Genomic DNA, 20,214 nt, shown 5'->3' with positions numbered 1-20,214 from the left:
TTAATCAAAAATAATCAAGTTTAACTTACTTCAAACATTTTACCGGGTAAAGGTTTTATAATATCTTTTAATTCCATTTGTAATAATATAGAAGATAGCTGATATATGGGAATTTCGCAGTTGATAGCAATAGTATCCATGAGCTGTTTACCGTGTTGCTGCAAGTAATCATAAATCCTTTTTTCAGTATCATTTAAACTTACAAATAATTGTTTTTGTATAGCCTGTACTTTTTTAGTTTGTTGAACATCCCAATTCAGCATTTTTACAATATCCTCAGCTGAGGTTAATAAATGTGCTTGATTGTTTTTTATTAAGTTATTACAACCTTTGCTATAAATGTCTGTGTATTTTCCAGGTAAAGCAAAAACATCTCTGTTATAAGAATTAGCAATATCAGCAGTAACTAATGAGCCTCCTTTTTCAGCAGATTCTACAATAATTGTGGCTTTAGAAAGTCCAGCAACAATACGATTACGCTTTAAAAAGTTTTCACGTTGAGGTTTTTCCTGATGCCAAAATTCGGTAATAAAACCACCATTTTTATGTAATTGAGAAATATATCTTTTATGAGTTTTTGGATAAATATCTTCCAAACCATGTGCTAAAACAGCTATGGTTTGTAAGTTGTTTTTTATGGCTGCTTTATGAGCATATATATCAACACCATAAGCAAAACCACTAACTATTATAGGGTTATAAGTTTTTAAATCTTCAATCAATTGATTACAAAAATCACGACCATACGAAGTACACTTTCTAGTCCCTACAATTGAAATAATTTTTTGATTGTTCAAATTCATGTCTCCATCTTTAAAAATAAGAATGGGGGGATCTACAGAATTTTTTAAGTTAAGAGGGTAATCTTCTTCTAAAAAATATAAATATTGAATGTTTTTTTGCTGTATATATTTTAACTCCTCCTCTGCTCTTTTTAGGTTTTTTGTATCCAATAAATGTGTTGTAATATTTGGACCAATTCCATTAATTTTATGAAGTGAGTTTTTATGTTCTTTAAATACATTTTCTACACCTCCAGTAGTACTAATTAGCTTTTTTGCTAAAACACTACCAATGTTTTTTGTAGCCTGTAGCCTAAGAATGGCTAGTAATTTTTCTTCTTTCATATAGCAATATTTTGATTATCAATATACAAAAAAACTGTTGATAAATTTTAGATGGAACCTTGACAAGAAACGCTAAAAAAGCTATCTTTGTTTTTATGACATTAGCCAACTATATAAACGATTTATTATACAGATACGATTGCGTAATTGTTCCTAACTTTGGTGGATTTGTAACCAACAAAATAGGTGCTAAAGTGAATAACTTTACTCATACCTTTTCACCACCTAAGAAACAAATTACTTTTAACTCGTATTTGCAACACAATGATGGTTTATTGGCTAATTACATAGCTTCTAACAAAAACATTTCTTTCGAGAAAGCAAATGCTTTTATAGCTAGTGAAGTAGCAAAGTGGAAAAAGGAGTTAGAATCTAAAACTATTACTGTTGCTTCAGTAGGTGCTTTATCTTTAAACGAAGCAAAGCAAGTAGTTTTTGAACCTAATACTTCTAGTAACTTTTTAGCAGAATCTTTTGGTTTAGCTGAGGTAGAAAGCCCTGCTATAAAAAGATTTAAAGAAGAAGTTAAAACATTACCGGCTACTGCTGAGGAAAAAGAAAGAAGAATGCCTATTTTATTAAAGCGTGCTGCCGTAGCTGCCGCTGTTGTAGGTATTGCTTATGTTGGTTGGAATGGAGTTCAAAACCAACAGCAAAAAGAAGTTTTAGCAAACCAAGAGAAATCTTTACAAAAGAAAATACAATCTGCAACTTTTGTAATTGATAATCCGTTACCAACAATCAATTTAAATGTAGCAAAAGCTGAAGATAATAACTTTCATATTATTGCTGGTGCTTTTCAAGAAGTTGAAAATGCTGAAAATAAACTACAAGAGTTAAAAGACTTAGGTTATGATGCAAGTATCATTGGTGAAAATGCCTATGGTTTAACTCAAGTTGCTTTTGCTAGTTATAGTAACAAATCAGATGCAAGAAAAGCATTAGAATTGATTAAAGAAAAGGTAAGCGAAGACGCTTGGTTATTGGCTAAATAATAGCATTTAAAATTACTCGTTTTTTTGGCTTTATGTATATCTTTGCATCAAAATTTAATTGATGAGAGTTAAAACGCCAAAAGAGTCATTAACTGTACTTACCGATCTTGTTTTACCAGGTGAAACAAATTATTTAGATAACCTTTTTGGAGGTGAATTATTAGCACGTATGGATAGAGCTTGTAGTATCTCAGCTCGTCGCCATTCAAGAAGAATTGTGGTTACTGCATCCGTAAATCATGTCGCGTTTACTAAATCAGTTCCAGTGGGAAGTGTTGTAACAGTAGAAGCGAAGGTTTCAAGAGCTTTTAAATCATCAATGGAGGTTTATGTAGATGTTTGGATAGAAGATCGTCAATCGGGTGAAAAAACAAAGGTAAATGAAGGAATTTACACGTTTGTTGCCGTAGACGAAACTGGAAAACCAGTACCTATTGCACAAATTAAACCAGAAACTGAATTAGAAAAGCAACGTTACGACGGAGCTTTACGTAGAAAGCAGCTTAGCTTAGTTTTAGCGAATAAATTAGCGCCTAAAGATGCAACTGAGTTAAAAGCATTGTTTTCTGAATAAAACGAGCTTAAACCTCTTCTAAATCGCCGTTTTCGGATAAGAAAATGGCGATTGTTTTAGTTTTCTCAAACTGTGAGAATATAATAATCATAATTACAGTAATTGGTACACTTAAAATCATACCTGTAATTCCCCAAATTTTTCCCCACACAGCTAACGATAATATTGTTACAAGCGGACTTAAATTTAACGACTTCCCAAATAGCTTAGGCTCAATTACATTTCCTACGATTACCTGTACAGTACCTACAGCAATTAATACGATTATAAAAGGAGTAAATTCACCAAACTGTATTAAACTGAAAATTGCAGGGAAGACTGTAGCTATTAAAGAACCAATAGTTGGAATATAATTTAATAAGAAGATTAAAAAAGCCCAGAAAGGAGCGCTATCTACCCCTACTACTAGTAAAACAATATAACTTAGAACTCCAGTAAGTAAGCTTACATACGTTTTTAAACGAAGATAATTTGAAATTGAAAACTCAATTTTAGATAACATAGATTGCATGCTATCATAACTTGTTTGTTTACCCTGAAACATTTTTACTAGTTTCTTTTTAAAGCTAGTTTCTTCTAAGAAAATAAACAACGCATAGATTACAATCATAAAAGTATCACCTAGTAAACCACTTATTCCATTGGCGATATTTCCTAGTACAGAACCATAATTAAAATCTCCTAAAACAGAAGTAATTGATTTAATTATATCAATATGAAAATAAGTATCTAACTTTTTAATAATTGCCTCAACATTGGGTTCGTATTTTGAATAGGAAGTAGTTAAGTCAGAAATACTGTTTGTTATAATACCTGAAATAAATCCAAAGCTTAAAATTATTAAAGTGAAAACTATAAGGTTACTTAACCAAAAAGGAATAAACTTTTTAGCAAAAGGTATCTTATAAATAGTCTTTCGTATTTCACGAGTTAAAAACCAAAAGATTAAAGCAAAAATGAATGGAATTAGGATACCTTTTCCAATTACTAATGTTGCAATTAATGCTATGGTTATAATAATAAAGTTAGCTGAGTTTTTCATGTATTTTTATTTACTACGTATCCAAAGAGCTGGATTTAAACGAACAATATTTTTGTATAAGATGAACACTAATTTTGTTTTACCAGAGATTTTATCGGTAAAAACTTTTCCTAATTTATCTCCCGTTTTTATCGAGTTACCCTTCTTAACATATACTTTCTCTAGGTTATTGTAGGCAGAAATATAATTACCATGCTGTACTAAGACAGATTTTTTTCCTCCTAATTGTGTTTGAATAGCCAATACTTTTCCATTAAAAATACTTTGAGCATCTGTGTTTGCTTTGGTTGTAATATGTAAACCAGGACTACTAACATTAATTCCAGGAAAAGTTGGATGTGGTTGTACACCGAATTTTCTTGTTATAATTCCGTGTACAGGCCAAGGTAAACGCCCTTTATTTTGTTCAAAATTTGCTAATAATTTCTTTTCAGCAGCATTTAAAACAAAACTAGCAGATGATGACTTTTTCTTATTACTTTTTTTATTCTTATTGGCACGAGCAATTGCATTTCTAATTAACCTGTCAATACGTGCAGTAATACGTTTTTCCTCTTTTAATTTCTTTTGTAAATCTCTCTTATACTTCTTCTCTTGTCTCTTAATTTTAGAAATTAACTTTTCCTGACTCTTTTTATCAGATTCTATTTTATCCTTCTGATCTTTTTCATCAGTAATTAATAACTCTTTAGATTTTTTTCGCTCAATTAAAGAATCATTTAGCTTTTGTATGTCTTTGGTTTTAACAATAATCTCCTCTCCTTGTTTTTTTCTATAGTCGCTATATTGTTGCATATATTTTATACGCTTATAGGCTTGATAGAAACTTTCAGAAGAAAGTAAAAACATAGTTTTACTTTGTTGCGATTTGCTTTTATGAGTTTTAACTACCATATCAGCATATTCTTTCTTTAGGTTTTTTAGCTGATTATTGTAGTCTTTAAGCTGTTTTTCGTTGTTGTCTATTTCTTTTGATAATAGTTTAGCTTCTAATTCAATTGTTTCAATTAAACGTTCTCTAGCGTTTATTTTTTGACTTAAATCTTTTAAATCATCTAAAGCATTACTTTTTTTCTTTACTGTTTTAATTAGTAAAGTATTTACTTGTTTTATTTCATTTTTTAGCTTCTTACGTTTGTTTTCAAGCGCTTTTCTGCTTTGTCCAAATGAAGAGAAACTAGCCAAAAAAAGGCATAGAAAAGAAAGGGTAAATAGCGTGTGCTTCTTCATTATAGTTTAATTTCTTTATACCCGCTAGGAATTTTAAAATCAGTGTTTAATTTTTTATTAAACTCTACAGAACGAGTTGTAAGGTTGATATTAGTAAACTTATCTTTTGTTTTGGCGTTTATGATAATTTTTTGTGGAAATAAAACATTCTTTTTATTTGAATATTTTGGATAAGAAATATCTAAACGTTGATTTTTTGCTTGGTTTACAATTGATTGTTTATCTAGCTTGTAATGATTAGGATTTACATGAAAGAAAATATCAAACAATTCAGCTTGTTTTTTAGGTGAAAGTTGATAAGATTGATCTTTTATAATTACTTCTTGGCGTTGAGATTTTACATTCAAAATTGATTGCCCTAATAACATATTTTGAAGTTGTTCAAAGTTGATGTCTGTGCCTAATATTTTTCTTAGCATTGCAAAATCACCATCAAAATAGTTTTTGTAATAAGAAGAGTAAAATTGGACTTTGGTTGGTGTTATTTTTGCTTTAAAAATATTGATAACTTTAGTTCCTTTTAACCAAATAACTTCATCTTTTATGATTTTCATGCGTACGGAAAATCCTATTTTATCTTTAGTATCTCTATAATTTACTTTTAAGCGGGCGTCAATGGTCTTCTCATCTAAGTTAGATGACATATGTTTTTTTGCCACTTTACGAGCAGACATTTTTTTTACTACTGTAGAATTGATTGCCTTTTTGCTCGATTTACATGAAGCAAAACCAATGAATAATATAAATAAGAGAGTATAATATTTCATAAATTAGTAATAGAGAAGTAAATTATTTTAGAACTTTTGCTGCTTTCTTTTTATAAGTTTTTACTTTTTCCGGATTGTTTAATCCTTCATAAGCTCTAGCAATCTCTAAATAAAATTTAGCTTCAATTTCATTATTATCAATTACAAAATCGATGCCATTTTGTAAGCTTTGAATTGCCTTTTTAAACTGATTTTTGTTGTTTAACGCCTTTCCATTCATAAAATAAACAAAAGGTTGTGCAGGGAATAATGCTAAACCTTGTTCACTATATTTTAATAAATCATCATCATTGTTTGATGAAAGTTTATTTAATAAAAGTTTTAAATTATTGAATGATTTTTCCTTTTCAAAATTAGCTTTTAAGTCTGTACTAGCAATTGTATTTTCTTCTTTCTTTATAGTTTTCTTAGCAGATCTTGTTTCCTCCAGTTTTTCTTGTATTAGCCTTAATCTAGCATTTAATAGCTTACTCTTTTTTAATTCAGACAAAACTTCTTTTGCTGAAAGGATATCTCTGTTTTGTAAATGTAAAAAAACTAAAAGACGTTTCTTTTTTGGGTATTTATGAGCAATTTTTTCTTGAACTTCAATTGCTTCATCAAAAGCTGCGATTTTTCTTAAAATATGAACTTGATGTTCTAAAAGCCAAATGTTTTCATTGTCGACTTCTATGGCAGATTTTATGTATTCTAAAGCTTCGTTATTTCTACCTAGTTTTACATAATTTTTAGAAAGTTCAAATAATACAGCTTTATTATTTGGTTCTAGCTCATTACATTTTTCTAGGTTTTCAATTGCTTTTTGATAATTGAAAATAGCTTTGTTAGACAGTGCTTTAAAGAAGTTTTCTTGGAATTCAATATTGTCACTTTCACTAACATCTTCTGAAGGAGGAATGCTGTCTTGTGCTTTTAAGGAGAGAAAATAAAACAAAAAGAAAAATAGAGACAAAAAGAAGTTCCTTCTTGCCTCTTTAATTTTTCTTCTATTTTTTTTATGTAAGTTCTGTATAATCACCTATACTTACTGATGTATAATTAGCATTGTATTTTGCATGATTACCAATCATGGCGTTATCTAATTTTGCATTAGATATTTGAACATTTGTTTGTATTAATGAATTTACAATAGTAGAGTTTTCAACTATACTATTTTCACCAATAGAAACATAAGGTCCTATTTTTGTGTTTTTTAATGTTACGTTATTTCCAACATAACATGGTTGAATAATTTCAGAGTTTTCTAATACAACGTCATTAGCTACTAAATTGTTGCCATTGTTTTGTTCAAAACCTAAAACTTGCTTGTTTGTATCCACTGTTGGATCTTTCTTACCACAATCCATCCAAGCGTCAACAGTACCAGGAATAAACTTAGCTCCTTGTTGCTTTAAAGATTCTAAAACATTAGTTAATTGATATTCACCATTTTCTTTAATATCATTATCTAACAAATACTTTATTTCATTACGAACCTTAGCTCCATCTTTAAAGTAATATATACCAATAATAGCTAAATCAGAAACAAAATCTTTTGGTTTCTCAACGAAATCTGTAATAAAACCATCTTTTAGTTTTACAACTCCAAAAGCACTTGGATCCTCTACTCTTTTTACCCAAATAGCACCATCTGCATTTGAATCTAATTTAAAATCGGCTTTAAATAAAGTATCAGCAAAAGCTACTACACAAGGTCCGTCTAAAGACTCTTGAGCACAGTAAATTGCATGAGCAGTTCCTAAAGCTTCTTCTTGAACATATACAGAACCTTTTGCTCCAAGGTCTTCAGCAATGCTTTTAAGTTTATCTGCAGTGTTTGCAGGGAACCCTTTGGCAGCAGGACCAATAATAAAAGCTATTTCTTCTATTGGTTGGTTTACTACTGAAGTTATATCTTCAACTAAGCGTTGTACAATTGATTTACCAGCTATAACGGTTAAAGGTTTAGGAATAGTTAAAGTATGAGGTCTCAAACGAGAACCTATTCCTGCCATTGGGACTATTATTTTCATGTTTCTCTTTTCTGTTTTTTAACAGCGCAATATACTACTAATATAGTATTGAAAAAAGTTAAAGCCCTTTTGGGACGGCTTCTACTAATGTTTTGGTATACGTTGTTTTTGGGTTATTATATATTTCGTCTGCATCTGCAATTTCCTCTATTTTACCTTTGTTCATTACAACTAATTGATCAGCCATGTATTTAACTACTGATAAATCGTGTGAAATGAATATATAAGTAAAATTAAATTCAGCTTTTAATTGATTTAATAAGTTCAAAACTTGTGCTTGAACAGATACATCTAAAGCTGAAACTGATTCATCGCAAATAATTAATTTTGGTTGTAAAGCTATGGTACGAGCAATTCCTATACGTTGTCTTTGTCCTCCAGAAAATTCATGTGGATATCTATAAAAATGTTCTTTATCAAGTCCCACTTTTTCTAATAAATTAAATACATAATCTTTTCTTTCTTTTGAAGAATTAAGAATGTTATGAACTTTCATAGGTTCAAGAATTGCATTACCAATTGTAATTCTTGGATTTAAGGATGAGAAAGGATCTTGAAATATTATTTGAATGTCCTTTCTTAGTTTTTTAAATTCTGATTTTGAAAGATTTGTAATGTCTTTTCCTTTGTAAATAATTTCTCCTGAACTGGCTGTTTCTAGTTGTAAAATTGTTCTACTTAATGTAGTTTTTCCACAACCACTTTCACCAACTAAACCTAAGGTTTCTCCTTCATAAATTTTAAAAGAAACATCATTTACAGCTTTTACTATGTTTGGTTTTGAAAACCAAGAAGCATTAGAAATGAAATCCTTGTGTAAATTCTTGATTTCCAGCAATGAAGGTTTACCGTATATTTTGTTATGATACTCTTCTCGTTCTTTATGAGTATATAAAGTAGTATCAACTGAGTTGTTTATAAAATTGCTAACTGTTGGTAGTACTTTTAAACGATTCTTAGTGTTTGGTTTTGAGTTTATTAATGCTTTGGTGTAATTTTCTTTTGGATTTAGAAATATGTCTTTTGAAGTACCTTGTTCTATAATTACTCCTTTATGCATTACTACTACATTATCAGCAATCTCTGAAACCAGTGCTAAATCATGAGAAATAAACAATATTCCCATTTTAAACTCTTTTTGTAGCTCTTTTAGTAGTAATATTATTTCTTTTTGAACTGTAACATCTAGTGCTGTTGTAGGTTCATCGGCAATTAATAATTGTGGTTTACAAGCTATTGCCATGGCAATCATAACTCGTTGTTTTTGACCTCCACTTATTTGATGTGGATAGGAGTTATAAATATCATATGGTCTAGGTAATTTGACTTTGTTAAAAAGAGAAATTACTTCTTCTTTTATCTCGCTATTTGATAGGTTTGTATGTAGTTGTAATATTTCTGCAACCTGATAACCACAAGTTAAAGTTGGGTTTAAAGAACTCATTGGTTCTTGAAAAATCATGGCAATTTTACTTCCTCTAATTTTTTCAAAAGAATTCTTATTAAATGCTAATAAATTTTGTTGGTTAAAAAGGATTTCTCCTTTAATATCTGCGAACTCAGGTAAAAGCCCTAAGATTGCAAGAGAGGTTATAGATTTTCCACTTCCACTCTCTCCTACTATTCCCAGTATTTCATTCTGCTGTAAATTAAAAGATATGTTTTTAACAACTGGTGGTGATTTTTTAAAAGCTATTTCTAAGTTTTTAATTTGAAGCATTCGAGTGAAATTTTAATAAAAATACAATTAATCTTATTGAAATGTAAGTGACAGGTGTATTTTTTTTAAAACTTTTAAAAAAGCATTAAACCTAGTGTGGTACTGGGTTTATAAAAAATTGAAAAGATTTAAAAATATTAAAAATTTTTGTTTTTTCCAAAAAAAATAGAAGAACTAATGTTTTTTTCTATATTTGTTGCCCGTTTAACAAAAATTTAAGAGTTTTTATTACGAATATGATAATATGAGGCTCTTAAATGAAATATAATTAATTAAAAACCCCTTCAGAAATGAAAAACAAAATTACTCTGGCATTTTTGTGCTTATTTTTTATTGGAGCGACATTTGCTCAACAAAAAAGGACTTGTCACGCAGACGAGGACTTAAAAGAAAGGATGGCTCAGGATCCTACTTTAGAAAAAAGAATGCAAGAAATTGAATCTTTTACTCAGAAGAGAGTAAAAGAAATGGAGAGTTACCAAGGTAAGGTAAATGGTAGCATTATTACTATTCCTGTTGTAGTTCACGTTTTATATACAAATTCAACAAATAACATTAGTAACGCTCAAATTCAGTCTCAGTTAACTGTACTTAACAACGATTTTAGAAGAACAAATTCTGATAGAACTAACAAGTGGTCTCAAGCTGCTGATACTCAAATTGAGTTTAGATTAGCTACTGTTGATCCTAATGGTAATGCAACTACTGGTATTACAAGAACTCAGGTTGCTACTTCTACTTGGATTACAGGTCAAAATAAAATGAAATATGCTTCTCAAGGTGGAGTTAATGCATGGAATACTGCTGAATATTTAAACATGTGGGTAGTTGATAACATTCAAAGACCAAATGGAGATAATATTTTAGGATATGCTCAGTTCCCAGGTGGAGCTGCTGCAACTGATGGTGTTGTAATGTCTGACCAATATTTTGGTACTACTGGAACTGCAAAAGCTCCTTTTGATGGAGGTAGAACTACAACTCATGAGGTTGGTCACTTCTTAAACTTACGTCACATTTGGGGTGACGGTGGATGTGGTGTTGATGATTTCGTATCTGATACTCCTGAGTCTGATGCTCCTAACTATGGATGTAAAACTGGACACGTTTCTTGTGGTTCTGAAGATATGGTTCAAAACTATATGGATTATTCTGATGATTCTTGTATGAACTTATTTACTAGTGGACAAAAGAATAGAATGCGTGCTGTTTTATTAGCTGGTGGTTCTAGACGTTCTTTAGCTTTATCTGATAAGTTTGGAAGTGGAAATACTGGTGGTGGTTCTCAAGATCCTTGTAATGGTGGTGCTACTTTAACTAGTAATACTGGTTCTTTCAATGATGGAAGTGGAAGCCAAAACTATGGTAACAATAAGAACTGTACTTGGTTAATTAAGCCTGCTAACGGTGGAAAAGTTACTTTAAACTTTAGTAGTTTCAATACTGAAAGTGGTTATGATTTTGTAACTGTTTATGATGGTTCTAGTGCTAGTGCAACTCAATTAGGTAAGTTCTCTGGAACTTCTACTCCTAATGCTGTAACTTCTACTGGTAACGCAATGTTTGTTAAGTTTACTTCTGATGGATCTGTAACTTCTGCTGGATGGGCTGCAAACTATACTTCTGCAACTTCTAGTGCTGATACTCAAGCACCAACTGCTCCATCAAGTTTAACTGCTTCTAACGTAGCTCAAACTACTTTAACTTTAAACTGGTCTGCTTCTTCTGATAATGTAGGAGTAACTGAATATGACGTATACCGTGGTTCTACAAAGTTAGGAAGCACTGCTAATACTTCTGTAAACATTACTGGATTAACTGCTGGTACTGCTTATTCTTTCTCTGTAAGAGCTAAAGATGCTGCTGGAAATGTATCTTCTAGTAGTAATACTGTAAATGTTTCAACTTTATCTAACTCTGTATCTTACTGTTCTTATAAAGGAACTACTTCTTATGAGTGGATTGATTATGTATCATTCGGAGGAATGACTAATTCTACTGGTGCTAATGGTGGTTATGGTGACTTTACTTCTAAAATAGCTACTGTTGCTAAAGGAAGTACTAGTAAAATTGTATTAAGTGTTGGATATGCAAGTACTGTTTATAAAGAGTACTGGTCTGTTTGGATTGACTTTAACAAAAATGGAACTTTTGAATCTAGCGAAAGAGTAGTAGCTGGTTCTGCTTCAACTGCATCGAATGTATCTGCTGATATTACGATTCCTGCATCTGCATTATTAGGTCAAACTAGAATGCGTGTTGCAATGAAAGATACTGCTCAGCACACTACTTCTTGTGGAACTTATAACTATGGTGAAGTTGAAGATTATACTGTAAATATTACTGCTAGTACTACTAGAGATTCTGATGTAGTAAGAGCTGAAAACTTAGGTAACGACTCTAGCTTAAGCTTAATGGCTTACCCTAACCCTTCATCTGATTTTGTTCAGGTTGAATTAGCTTCTAAGTCTAACGATATTGCTTATAGAGTTGTAAATACAATTGGAAAAGTAGTAAAAGCTGGACGTTTAGATAACTCTCGTAGTTTAAATGTATCTAACTTAAACACTGGAATTTACATTTTAGAAGTTAATGATGGACAAAAATTATTAAAAACTAAAATTATTAAGAAATAGCTTATTAGAAACTAATAAAGCTAAATAAAACCCGGGCTTTTTGCCCGGGTTTTTTTATCAATTTAATTTATTAACAATCAAACCCTTTACAAAATGAATAACAATTTTAAGTTGTTAGTTGGTGGTTTGTCTATAGCCTTGGCCGCGTCCATAGGTTATAAGCATTTCTCTGATAGAAGTGAGATGCTAGATGTTGAAAAACAGCGACAAACACACGCAGAGTTCTTAAAGAACAATCCTTATCAAGAAACCTTGAAGTGGGATAAAAAAAAGAGAAAAAATTATGGTTTACCTCCTAATCGATATTACGAGCAGATGTGGGGACTTACCATTAATCCTTCTACTGGTAAATTACAAGATGGTGAATTAAATGAGTTGAGAAACAGTTTAATAGCTCAAAGAAAGGCTCAAAAGAATCCTGGTACTGATACGAATGCTTGGGTTGAAAGAGGTCCTAATAATGTTGGTGGTAGAACTAGGGTTATTATGTTTGATCCTAATGATGCTACTAATAATCGTGTTTATGCCGGTGGTGTTAGTGGTGGTTTATGGGTAAATAATAATATTAGTAATTCGAATTCTCAGTGGCAAAGAGTTCAGAATGTTCCTGGAAATTTATCGGTAACTTCTATTACTGTTGATCCTAGAAACTCTAATACTTGGTATGTTGGTACTGGTGAGCAGTATACTGCTGGTGATGTTGTTGGTAATGGTGTGTATAGAACTACGGATGGTGGAACTACTTGGGCTGCTGTAAATATTCCTGCTGCTGGTACTGCTGTTATTAATCATAATGCTAGTAATGTTTTTCTTTCTGGTATTCACTATGTAAACGATATTTTAGCTTGGGATAACGGAAATTCTACTGAGTTATATGTTGCTGTTGGTGCTCATGTTTATGGTGATTCATCAAGTCCTGCTAACTGGTTAGGATTACAATCTGCTGGTTTATATCGTTCTACTGATGGTGGTGCTAACTGGAATAGAATTGAATCTAATAATATGAAGTATACTTTTAGTGGTAATGATTATTATTATATTCCTAACGACTTAGAAGTAAGTGCCAACAATACTATTTGGATGGGTACTATTAAGTCTGTATTAAGTGCTACTAGTGGTGGTAGAGTATTTAGTTCTACTAATGGTTCTACTTGGACTGAAGCTGCTGCTTCTCCTTTAACTGACTCAAATAGAGTTGAGTTAGAGCCTTCTGCTACTGATGCTAATAAGATTTATGCGCTTACTGAAGGTTTGGCTAGAGATGCCCAAAACAGGTTAATTGACCCTGTTCATATTTATAAAACTACGAATGGTTTTGCTACGATTTCTGCTACTTCTTTACCTAATGATGCTGATTTAAGTATTCCTGCTAAAGATTTTACTAGAGGTCAATCTTTTTACAACTTAGTTATTGAAGCTGATGCTACTAATGATAACATTGTTTATGTTGGTGGTATTGACTTATTTAAATCTACAAATGGTGGTACTTCTTGGTCTCAAATATCTAAGTGGTCTAACAATAACAATTTAGCTGGTTTAAACGTTTCTGTTGTTCACGCGGATCAGCATGCTATTGCTTTTGGAAACAACGATTCTTCTAAAATCTTATTTGGTACTGATGGTGGTATTTACTATTCTGGAAACTCTGGTGGTACTTTAAATGTTAGAAATAGAGGTTATAATGTTACTCAGTTTGTAAAAGCTGGTATTGGTCCTGATGGTGTTGGTGATGTTGATGGTATTTTTAGTGCTGGTGCTCAGGATAACGGTACTCAAGGTTTTAGAAATGCGGTTGCTGGTGTAAATAGTTCTACAGAAGTTTCTGGTGGTGATGGTTTTTACACTTTTATTGATAAAGATGGTCAGTATATGATTGCTACGTATACGAACAATGTTATTTATCGTTTTAACTTACCTTGGAATGGTTTAAGTAGAATTCAAGGTGGTGCTACTACAATTTTAAATGAGCGTACTACTGGTGACTTCGTAAATCCTATGGGGTATGATAGTCAAGCAAATCGTTTATTATCGAACGCTTCTGCTGCTTCTAAATCTATTAAAAGTATTAATGTTGCTTCTAACACTAAAGGGAATATTACGAATGCTCTTTTAGATGCAAGCCCTACTGCTTTTAGAGCTTCTCCTTTTGCTAATAATACTTGGTATGTTGGTTTATCTAATGGTAAATTATTAAAGTTAACTAACGTTACTAATAGTAGTGCTACTTGGACTAATGTTGCTACTCCTTTTGTTGGATCGGTTTCTTCTGTTCGTTTTGGTGCTACTGATGATGATATTTTTGTTACTATTCATAACTATGGTGTAACTAGTGTTTGGGCTACTACTGATGGTGGTGCTAACTGGGTAAGTAAAGAAGGTAATTTACCGAACATTCCTGTAAGAGATATTTTACAAAACCCATTAGATAGAACTGAGGCTATTTTAGCTACTCAATTAGGGGTATGGTCTACTTCTAACTTTAATGAAGCTAATCCTACTTGGTCGCAAGCTTATAACGGTATGAGCGATGTTAGCGTTACTTCTTTTGATTATTGGAATGTGAATGGTAATCATTCTCAAAACAAAATTATTGCTGCTACTTATGGTAGAGGGGTGTTTACTGGTTCTTTTACTGCTAATGCTGTAAATGACACACAAGCTCCTACTGCTCCTAGTAGTTTAGCTGCTTCTAATGTTGTATCTACTTCTTTAACTTTAAACTGGACTGGTTCTACTGATAATGTTGCTGTTTCTGGTTATGATGTATATCAAGGTTCTACTAAGTTAGGAACTACGACTAATACTACTTATAATGTAACTGGTTTAACTGCTTCTACTGCTTATACTTTTTCTGTAAAAGCTAAAGACGTAGCTGGAAATGAATCTTCAGCTAGTAATGTTGTTAGTGTAACTACTCCTGCTAAAACGGTTTCTTACTGTAACGCCAGCGGTAATACTTCTTATGCTACTGGTATTACTAGAGTTGTTTTTGGTTCTATTAACAATGCTGATGGTCCTGCTAAGGATAAAGGTTATGAAGATTTTACGAGTATGAGTACTACGGTTTCTCAGTCTTCTACTGAAAACCTTACGGTATCTGTAAATACTGATGGTAACTATAGAATTGATGTTATTGCATGGATTGACTGGAATCAAGATGGTGATTTTGCTGATGCTGGTGAAGCTTTTGATTTAGGTAATATTAGTAATGTACCGAATGGTGCTTTACCTACTAAAGCTATTGCTGTTCCTGCTAGTGCTAAGGCTGGTGCTACTCGAATGAGAGTTGCTGCTAGATATAATACAAACCCTACTTCTTGTGGAACTAACTTTGATGGTGAAGTTGAAGATTATACGGTTAATGTTCAGGCTGCTGTTGCTGATACTACAGCTCCTACTGCTCCTAGTAGTTTAGCTGCTGCTAGTGTTGCTCAAACTTCTTTAACTTTAAACTGGACTGCTGCTACTGATAATGTTGCTGTTACTGGTTATGATGTATACCGAGGTTCTACTAAATTAGGTTCTACTACTTCTGCAACTACGTATGATGTAACTGGATTAACTGCTGCTACTGCTTATACTTTCTCTGTTAAAGCTAAGGATGCTGCTGGTAATGAATCTGCTTCTAGTAATGTTGTAAATGTAACTACTTTAGCAAATGCTGTTACTTATTGTGAGTCTAAAGGTGAAAGAGTTAGTTATGAATGGATTGATTATGTTGCTTTTGGTGGTATGACAAATACTACTGCTGCTAATGGTGGTTATGGTGACTTTACTTCTAAAGTTGCTACTGTTGCTAAAGGTAGTACGAATCAAATTGTTGTAAGTGCTGGATTTGCTAGTAGTGCATATACTGAGCATTTTACTGTATGGATCGATTATGATAGAGATGGTACTTTTGAAGCTAGTGAAAGAACTCTTTTAGGTTCTTCTAATACTGCTTCTAATAGAACTGCAAATATTAGTATTCCTTCTACTGCGTTAGTTGGTCAAACTAGAATGCGTGTTTCTATGAAGTACAATGCTGCTTCTACTCCATGTGAAACTTTTAGAGATGGTGAAGTTGAAGATTACACAGTTAATATTACTGAAACTTCTTCTTCTAGCGCTGAAATTATTGCTGAGAATCCTTTAGATCAAACTGCTACGGTTGATTTAATGACGTATCCTAACCCTGCTACTTCTTTTGTTCGTGTTAAAATTGCTTCTAAAGCTAATAACATGACTTATAAATTAGTAAACACGGCAGGAAAAGTTGTTCAATCTGGTTATTTAGACGTTTCTAATTTAGATGTGTCTAATTTGAATACTGGTATTTATATTTTAGAGGTTAATGATGGTCAAAAATCATTAAAATCTAAAATAATGAAGAAATAATTTGACTTTCAGGGACTTATATTTTTATATAAGTCCTTTTTTTTCAAAACCTCATAAACCTACATAAACACTAGGTTTATGGGGTTTTTTTGTTGTGTTTTTTTGAATATAATTTTGTGTTTTTGATGTTTGATTAGGAATAATTCATTTTTTTAGTATATTTGTCGACGAAATGACAAAATATTAAGAATGTATTATGTTTATTTCACTATTAATTAACTAATCAAAATAACCCTTCAAATGAAACAGAAGTACTTTAAAAGTATTGTCTTGGCTGGTGCTATTTTGGGATTAGGTTTCCAAGTTCAAGCTCAAACCAAGAAGGATGTTGAAAAAATCAGAAGTCAGTATGACTTAGGTAAACTTCAAACAATTCAAAAAACCTTAAAGGCTAAAGAAGATTCTGAAAGAAAAGAAGCTTTTAGAATTGCAAAACAAAAAGGTTGGAAAACCACTATCGAAACTGCTGATGGTAGGTTTATGTCTTTACAACGCGTAGTAAATGGTAAGCCAATTTATTACACTACATTTAACGTTGATGCTGCCAAATCTACAAGAACTAATCACTTAAATTCTGGTGGTTCATTAGGTTTAAACTTAATGGGACAAGGAATGACTGCTTATGTTTGGGATGGTGGTATTGCGAGAGCTTCGCATCAAGAGTATGACGGTGCTGGTGGAAATAACAGATATTCTGTTTTCGACGGTCACTCTACTCTAAATTTCCATGCTGCTCACGTAACTGGAACTATTATGGCATCTGGTGTTGTTGCCAATGCTAAAGGGATGGCTCCTCACTCTAAAGTAAGAGGTGCTTATTGGGATAATGATAAATCTGAGGCTACTACTCAAGCTTCTAATGGTATGATTATTTCTAACCACTCTTATGGTTTTGCTACAAGAAACCAGTTTGGTCAAGTTCAATTACCTCAACACTATTTTGGTGGATACATTACTGAGTCTCGTGCATGGGATGAAATTATGTTTAATGCTCCTAACTATTTAATGGTTGTGGCTGCTGGTAACGACGGTAATGATAACACTGCTAATAACAATCCTACCGGTGGTTCTGGATGGGATAAGTTAACGGGTCATTCTACTTCTAAGAATAACTTAGTTGTTGCGAATGCTCAAGATGCGAATGTTAGTTCTAATGGTAACTTAGTTTCTGTTTCTATAAACAGTTCTAGTAGTGAGGGACCTACTGATGATATGCGTATTAAACCAGATATTACTGGTAATGGTACTGGTGTTTATTCTACTTACCAAAACAGTGATACTGCTTACCAATCGATTTCTGGTACTTCAATGGCTTCGCCTAACGTAACTGGATCGTTATTATTATTACAACAACACTATAAAAACTTAAACAGCGGAAGCTTAATGAAAGCTGCTACTTTAAAAGGTTTAGCTTTACATACTGCTGATGACGCTGGTGCTTCTGGTCCTGATGCCGTTTTTGGATGGGGATTATTAAATGCTAAGAAAGCTGCAGAAACGATTACTAAAAAAGGGAACGAAACTAAGATTGAGGAGTTAACTTTAACTTCTGGTCAGACTTATACAATTACTGTTGATTCTGATGGTACGAGTCCTTTATTAGCTTCTATTTCTTGGACTGATAGACCTGGTACTGCTAATACTACTGTAAATTCTACTACTCCTGTATTAGTAAACGATTTAGATATTAGAGTTTCTAAAGGTGGTACTACTCATTTACCTTATGAGTTAACTGGTCCTACGACTTCTGCTAAGAGAGATAACAATGTTGACCCTTATGAAAGAGTTGATGTTGCTAATGCTTCTGGTACGTATACTATTACTGTATCTCATAAAGGTTCTTTAACTGGTGGTAGTCAAAACTATTCTTTAATTGTAACTGGAATTTCTGGTACTCCTGTAGTATGTAATGCTACTGTACCAACTGGTGTTTCTACTGGTTCTGTAAGCGCAACTGGTGCTTCTGTTTCTTGGACGGCTGTTCCTGGTGCTTCTTACGATGTTCGTTACCGTCAGGTTGGTACTTCTTCTTGGACTACTAACGCTGTTATTGGTACTTCTACTACTTTAAGTGGTTTATCGGCTTCTACTCAATATGAAGTACAGGTTCGTTCTAAGTGTTCTTCTGGTAACTCTAACTACAGTTCTTCTGTAAACTTTACAACTACGGCTGTTCAAATTAACTATTGTGCTTCTAGTGGTAATACTTCGTATGCTACTGGTGTAACTAGAGTTCGTTTTGGTTCTATTGATAATGCTGATGGTACTGCTAAAGATAAAGGTTATGAAGACTTTACGAGTATGAGTACTACGGTATCTCAATCGTCTAATGTAAATCTTACTGTTAATGTAAATACTGATGGTAACTATAGAGTTGATGCAATTGCATGGATTGACTGGAACCGTGATGGTGACTTCTCTGATGCTGGTGAGACTATTGACTTAGGTAATATTAGTAATGTATCTAACGGTGCTTTACCTACTAAAGCTGTAGCTGTTCCTGCGAACGCTGCTGTTGGTGCTACTCGTATGAGAGTTTCTGCTCGTTACAATGCTAACCCAACTTCTTGTCAGACTAATTTCGACGGTGAGGTTGAAGATTATACTGTAAATGTTCAAGCTGGTTCTGCTGATACTACTGCACCAAGTGCTCCAAGTAGTTTAGCTGCTGCTAGTGTAACTCAAACTACATTAACTTTAAACTGGTCTGCTTCTACTGATAATGTAGGTGTAACTGGATATGACGTATTTAGAGGTTCTACTAAGATTGGATCAACTACTTCAGCTACTTCTTATAATGTAACTGGATTAACTGCTGCTACTGCTTATACTTTCTCTGTAAAAGCTAAGGATGCTGCTGGTAATGAGTCTGCTTCTAGTAATGTAGTAAATGTAACTACTTTATCTAATGCTGTTTCTTACTGTGCTTCTAAAGGTACTCGTGTTACTTATGAGTGGATTGACTACGTATCGTTTGGTGGAATGACTAATTCTACTGGAGCTAATGGTGGTTATGGTGATTTTACTTCTAAAGTGGCTAACGTTGCTCAAGGTAGTACTAACCAATTAGTTGTAAGTGCTGGATTTAGTGGAAGTGCTTATAATGAATACTTTGTAATTTGGATTGACTATAATGGTGATGGTGATTTCTCTGATAGTGGTGAGCAAGTTACTTCTGGTAATTCTACTAGCTCTGGAAACAGAACTGCTAACATTACGATACCTGCTAGTGCTAAATTAGGTCAAACTAGAATGCGTGTATCTATGAAATATAACTCTGCACCAACTGCTTGTGAGGCTAACTTAGGTGATGGTGAGGTTGAAGATTATACTGTAAACATTACTGCTTCTTCTTCTAGCTTCAACACTATTTTTGCTGATGTGCCTGGTGAGACTATGCGTAATAACAATATATCTGAGTTAATGGCTTATCCTAACCCTGCTGTTAACAATGTACATATTAAATTAGCTTCTAAAGCTGATGCTGTTAGCTATAGAATTGTAAATACTATAGGTAAAGTTGTACAAGCTGGTAAATTAACTTCTGCAAACATTAATGTTTCTGATTTAAATACTGGAATGTATATTTTAGAAGTTAACGATGGTCAAAAATTATTGAAGACCAAGTTGATGAAAAAATAATCAAATTCGACATATTTGAGTGTTTAAAACCTGAGCTAATTGCTCAGGTTTTTTTGTTTTGTTTTTCGTTGTTTTTTCGTTCTTTTTCGTTG

At 32.5% G+C, this 20,214-nt stretch carries 12 protein-coding genes; 5 read left to right on the top strand and 7 right to left on the bottom strand.

Features of this window, described 5'->3' with window-relative positions; genetic code table 11:
* Positions 1–20: 20 nt before the first annotated feature.
* Positions 21–1,127, bottom strand: a complete 1,107-nt coding sequence (gene dprA, locus ACOQN8_RS05995; RefSeq protein WP_420551996.1) for a DNA-processing protein DprA — start codon at positions 1,125–1,127, stop codon at positions 21–23.
* A gap of 95 nt (positions 1,128–1,222) precedes the next feature.
* Between dprA and ACOQN8_RS05990 the strand changes: the two genes are divergently transcribed.
* Together ACOQN8_RS05990 and ACOQN8_RS05985 are read left to right on the top strand one after the other, a co-directional pair.
* Positions 1,223–2,122: an HU domain-containing protein gene (locus tag ACOQN8_RS05990; RefSeq protein WP_150898083.1), complete on the top strand. Its 900-nt coding sequence runs from the start codon at positions 1,223–1,225 to the stop codon at positions 2,120–2,122.
* 61 nt (positions 2,123–2,183) lie between these two features.
* Positions 2,184–2,696 carry an acyl-CoA thioesterase gene (locus tag ACOQN8_RS05985; protein ID WP_235274484.1) on the top strand — a complete coding sequence of 171 codons (513 nt, stop codon included), beginning with the start codon at positions 2,184–2,186 and terminating at the stop codon, positions 2,694–2,696.
* A gap of 7 nt (positions 2,697–2,703) precedes the next feature.
* Here ACOQN8_RS05985 and ACOQN8_RS05980 read toward each other — a convergent pair whose 3' ends face one another.
* From ACOQN8_RS05980 to ACOQN8_RS05955, 6 genes are all read right to left on the bottom strand, one after another.
* The gene (locus ACOQN8_RS05980) at positions 2,704–3,738 is read right to left on the bottom strand and encodes an AI-2E family transporter (RefSeq protein WP_150898085.1); all 1,035 of its coding nucleotides are present in this window, start codon (positions 3,736–3,738) and stop codon (positions 2,704–2,706) included.
* Between the two features lie 6 nt (positions 3,739–3,744).
* On the bottom strand, positions 3,745–4,968 hold the full coding sequence (locus tag ACOQN8_RS05975) for a murein hydrolase activator EnvC family protein (RefSeq protein WP_150898086.1): 1,224 nt from the start codon (positions 4,966–4,968) through the stop codon (positions 3,745–3,747).
* A complete protein-coding gene (lolB1, locus tag ACOQN8_RS05970) occupies positions 4,968–5,735 on the bottom strand; it encodes a lipoprotein insertase outer membrane protein LolB1 (RefSeq protein WP_420551995.1) in 768 nt (255 codons plus the stop codon). The genes ACOQN8_RS05975 and lolB1 overlap by 1 nt, the downstream gene beginning before the upstream one ends.
* Positions 5,736–5,757: 22 nt before the next feature.
* Positions 5,758–6,669: a tetratricopeptide repeat protein gene (locus tag ACOQN8_RS05965; RefSeq protein ID WP_420551994.1), complete on the bottom strand. Its 912-nt coding sequence runs from the start codon at positions 6,667–6,669 to the stop codon at positions 5,758–5,760.
* Positions 6,670–6,730: 61 nt separating this feature from the next.
* A complete protein-coding gene (locus ACOQN8_RS05960) occupies positions 6,731–7,747 on the bottom strand; it encodes a sugar phosphate nucleotidyltransferase (protein WP_420551993.1) in 1,017 nt (338 codons plus the stop codon).
* Positions 7,748–7,805: 58 nt separating this feature from the next.
* Positions 7,806–9,467: an ABC transporter ATP-binding protein gene (locus tag ACOQN8_RS05955; protein WP_420551992.1), complete on the bottom strand. Its 1,662-nt coding sequence runs from the start codon at positions 9,465–9,467 to the stop codon at positions 7,806–7,808.
* A 290-nt stretch (positions 9,468–9,757) separates the two neighbouring features.
* On the opposite strand from ACOQN8_RS05955, the gene ACOQN8_RS05950 reads away from it, so the two are divergent.
* From ACOQN8_RS05950 to ACOQN8_RS05940, 3 genes are all read left to right on the top strand, one after another.
* Complete coding sequence (locus ACOQN8_RS05950) at positions 9,758–12,103, top strand: GEVED domain-containing protein (RefSeq protein WP_420551991.1); 2,346 nt, start codon at positions 9,758–9,760, stop codon at positions 12,101–12,103.
* Between the two features lie 93 nt (positions 12,104–12,196).
* On the top strand, positions 12,197–16,480 hold the full coding sequence (locus ACOQN8_RS05945) for a GEVED domain-containing protein (protein WP_420551990.1): 4,284 nt from the start codon (positions 12,197–12,199) through the stop codon (positions 16,478–16,480).
* Positions 16,481–16,720: 240 nt separating this feature from the next.
* Positions 16,721–20,122 carry a GEVED domain-containing protein gene (locus tag ACOQN8_RS05940; RefSeq protein ID WP_420551989.1) on the top strand — a complete coding sequence of 1,134 codons (3,402 nt, stop codon included), beginning with the start codon at positions 16,721–16,723 and terminating at the stop codon, positions 20,120–20,122.
* Positions 20,123–20,214 lie beyond the last annotated feature (92 nt).

The organism is Tenacibaculum aiptasiae, from assembly GCF_965221665.1.
GTDB classification, from domain to species: domain Bacteria; phylum Bacteroidota; class Bacteroidia; order Flavobacteriales; family Flavobacteriaceae; genus Polaribacter; species Polaribacter aiptasiae.
The sequence above is the reverse complement of the archived record's forward strand: the minus strand, read 5'-3'. Positions and strand labels throughout refer to the sequence as shown.

Excerpts from the sequence above, each read along its gene's own strand:
- dprA (WP_420551996.1), bottom strand. The coding sequence starts at position 1,127 with ATGAAAGAAGAAAAATTACTAGCCATTCTTAGGCTACAGGCTACAAAA.
- ACOQN8_RS05990 (WP_150898083.1), top strand. The coding sequence starts at position 1,223 with ATGACATTAGCCAACTATATAAACGATTTATTATACAGATACGATTGC.
- ACOQN8_RS05985 (WP_235274484.1), top strand. The coding sequence starts at position 2,184 with ATGAGAGTTAAAACGCCAAAAGAGTCATTAACTGTACTTACCGATCTT.
- ACOQN8_RS05980 (WP_150898085.1), bottom strand. The coding sequence starts at position 3,738 with ATGAAAAACTCAGCTAACTTTATTATTATAACCATAGCATTAATTGCA.
- ACOQN8_RS05975 (WP_150898086.1), bottom strand. The coding sequence starts at position 4,968 with ATGAAGAAGCACACGCTATTTACCCTTTCTTTTCTATGCCTTTTTTTG.
- lolB1 (WP_420551995.1), bottom strand. The coding sequence starts at position 5,735 with ATGAAATATTATACTCTCTTATTTATATTATTCATTGGTTTTGCTTCA.
- ACOQN8_RS05960 (WP_420551993.1), bottom strand. The coding sequence starts at position 7,747 with ATGAAAATAATAGTCCCAATGGCAGGAATAGGTTCTCGTTTGAGACCT.
- ACOQN8_RS05955 (WP_420551992.1), bottom strand. The coding sequence starts at position 9,467 with ATGCTTCAAATTAAAAACTTAGAAATAGCTTTTAAAAAATCACCACCA.
- ACOQN8_RS05950 (WP_420551991.1), top strand. The coding sequence starts at position 9,758 with ATGAAAAACAAAATTACTCTGGCATTTTTGTGCTTATTTTTTATTGGA.
- ACOQN8_RS05945 (WP_420551990.1), top strand. The coding sequence starts at position 12,197 with ATGAATAACAATTTTAAGTTGTTAGTTGGTGGTTTGTCTATAGCCTTG.
- ACOQN8_RS05940 (WP_420551989.1), top strand. The coding sequence starts at position 16,721 with ATGAAACAGAAGTACTTTAAAAGTATTGTCTTGGCTGGTGCTATTTTG.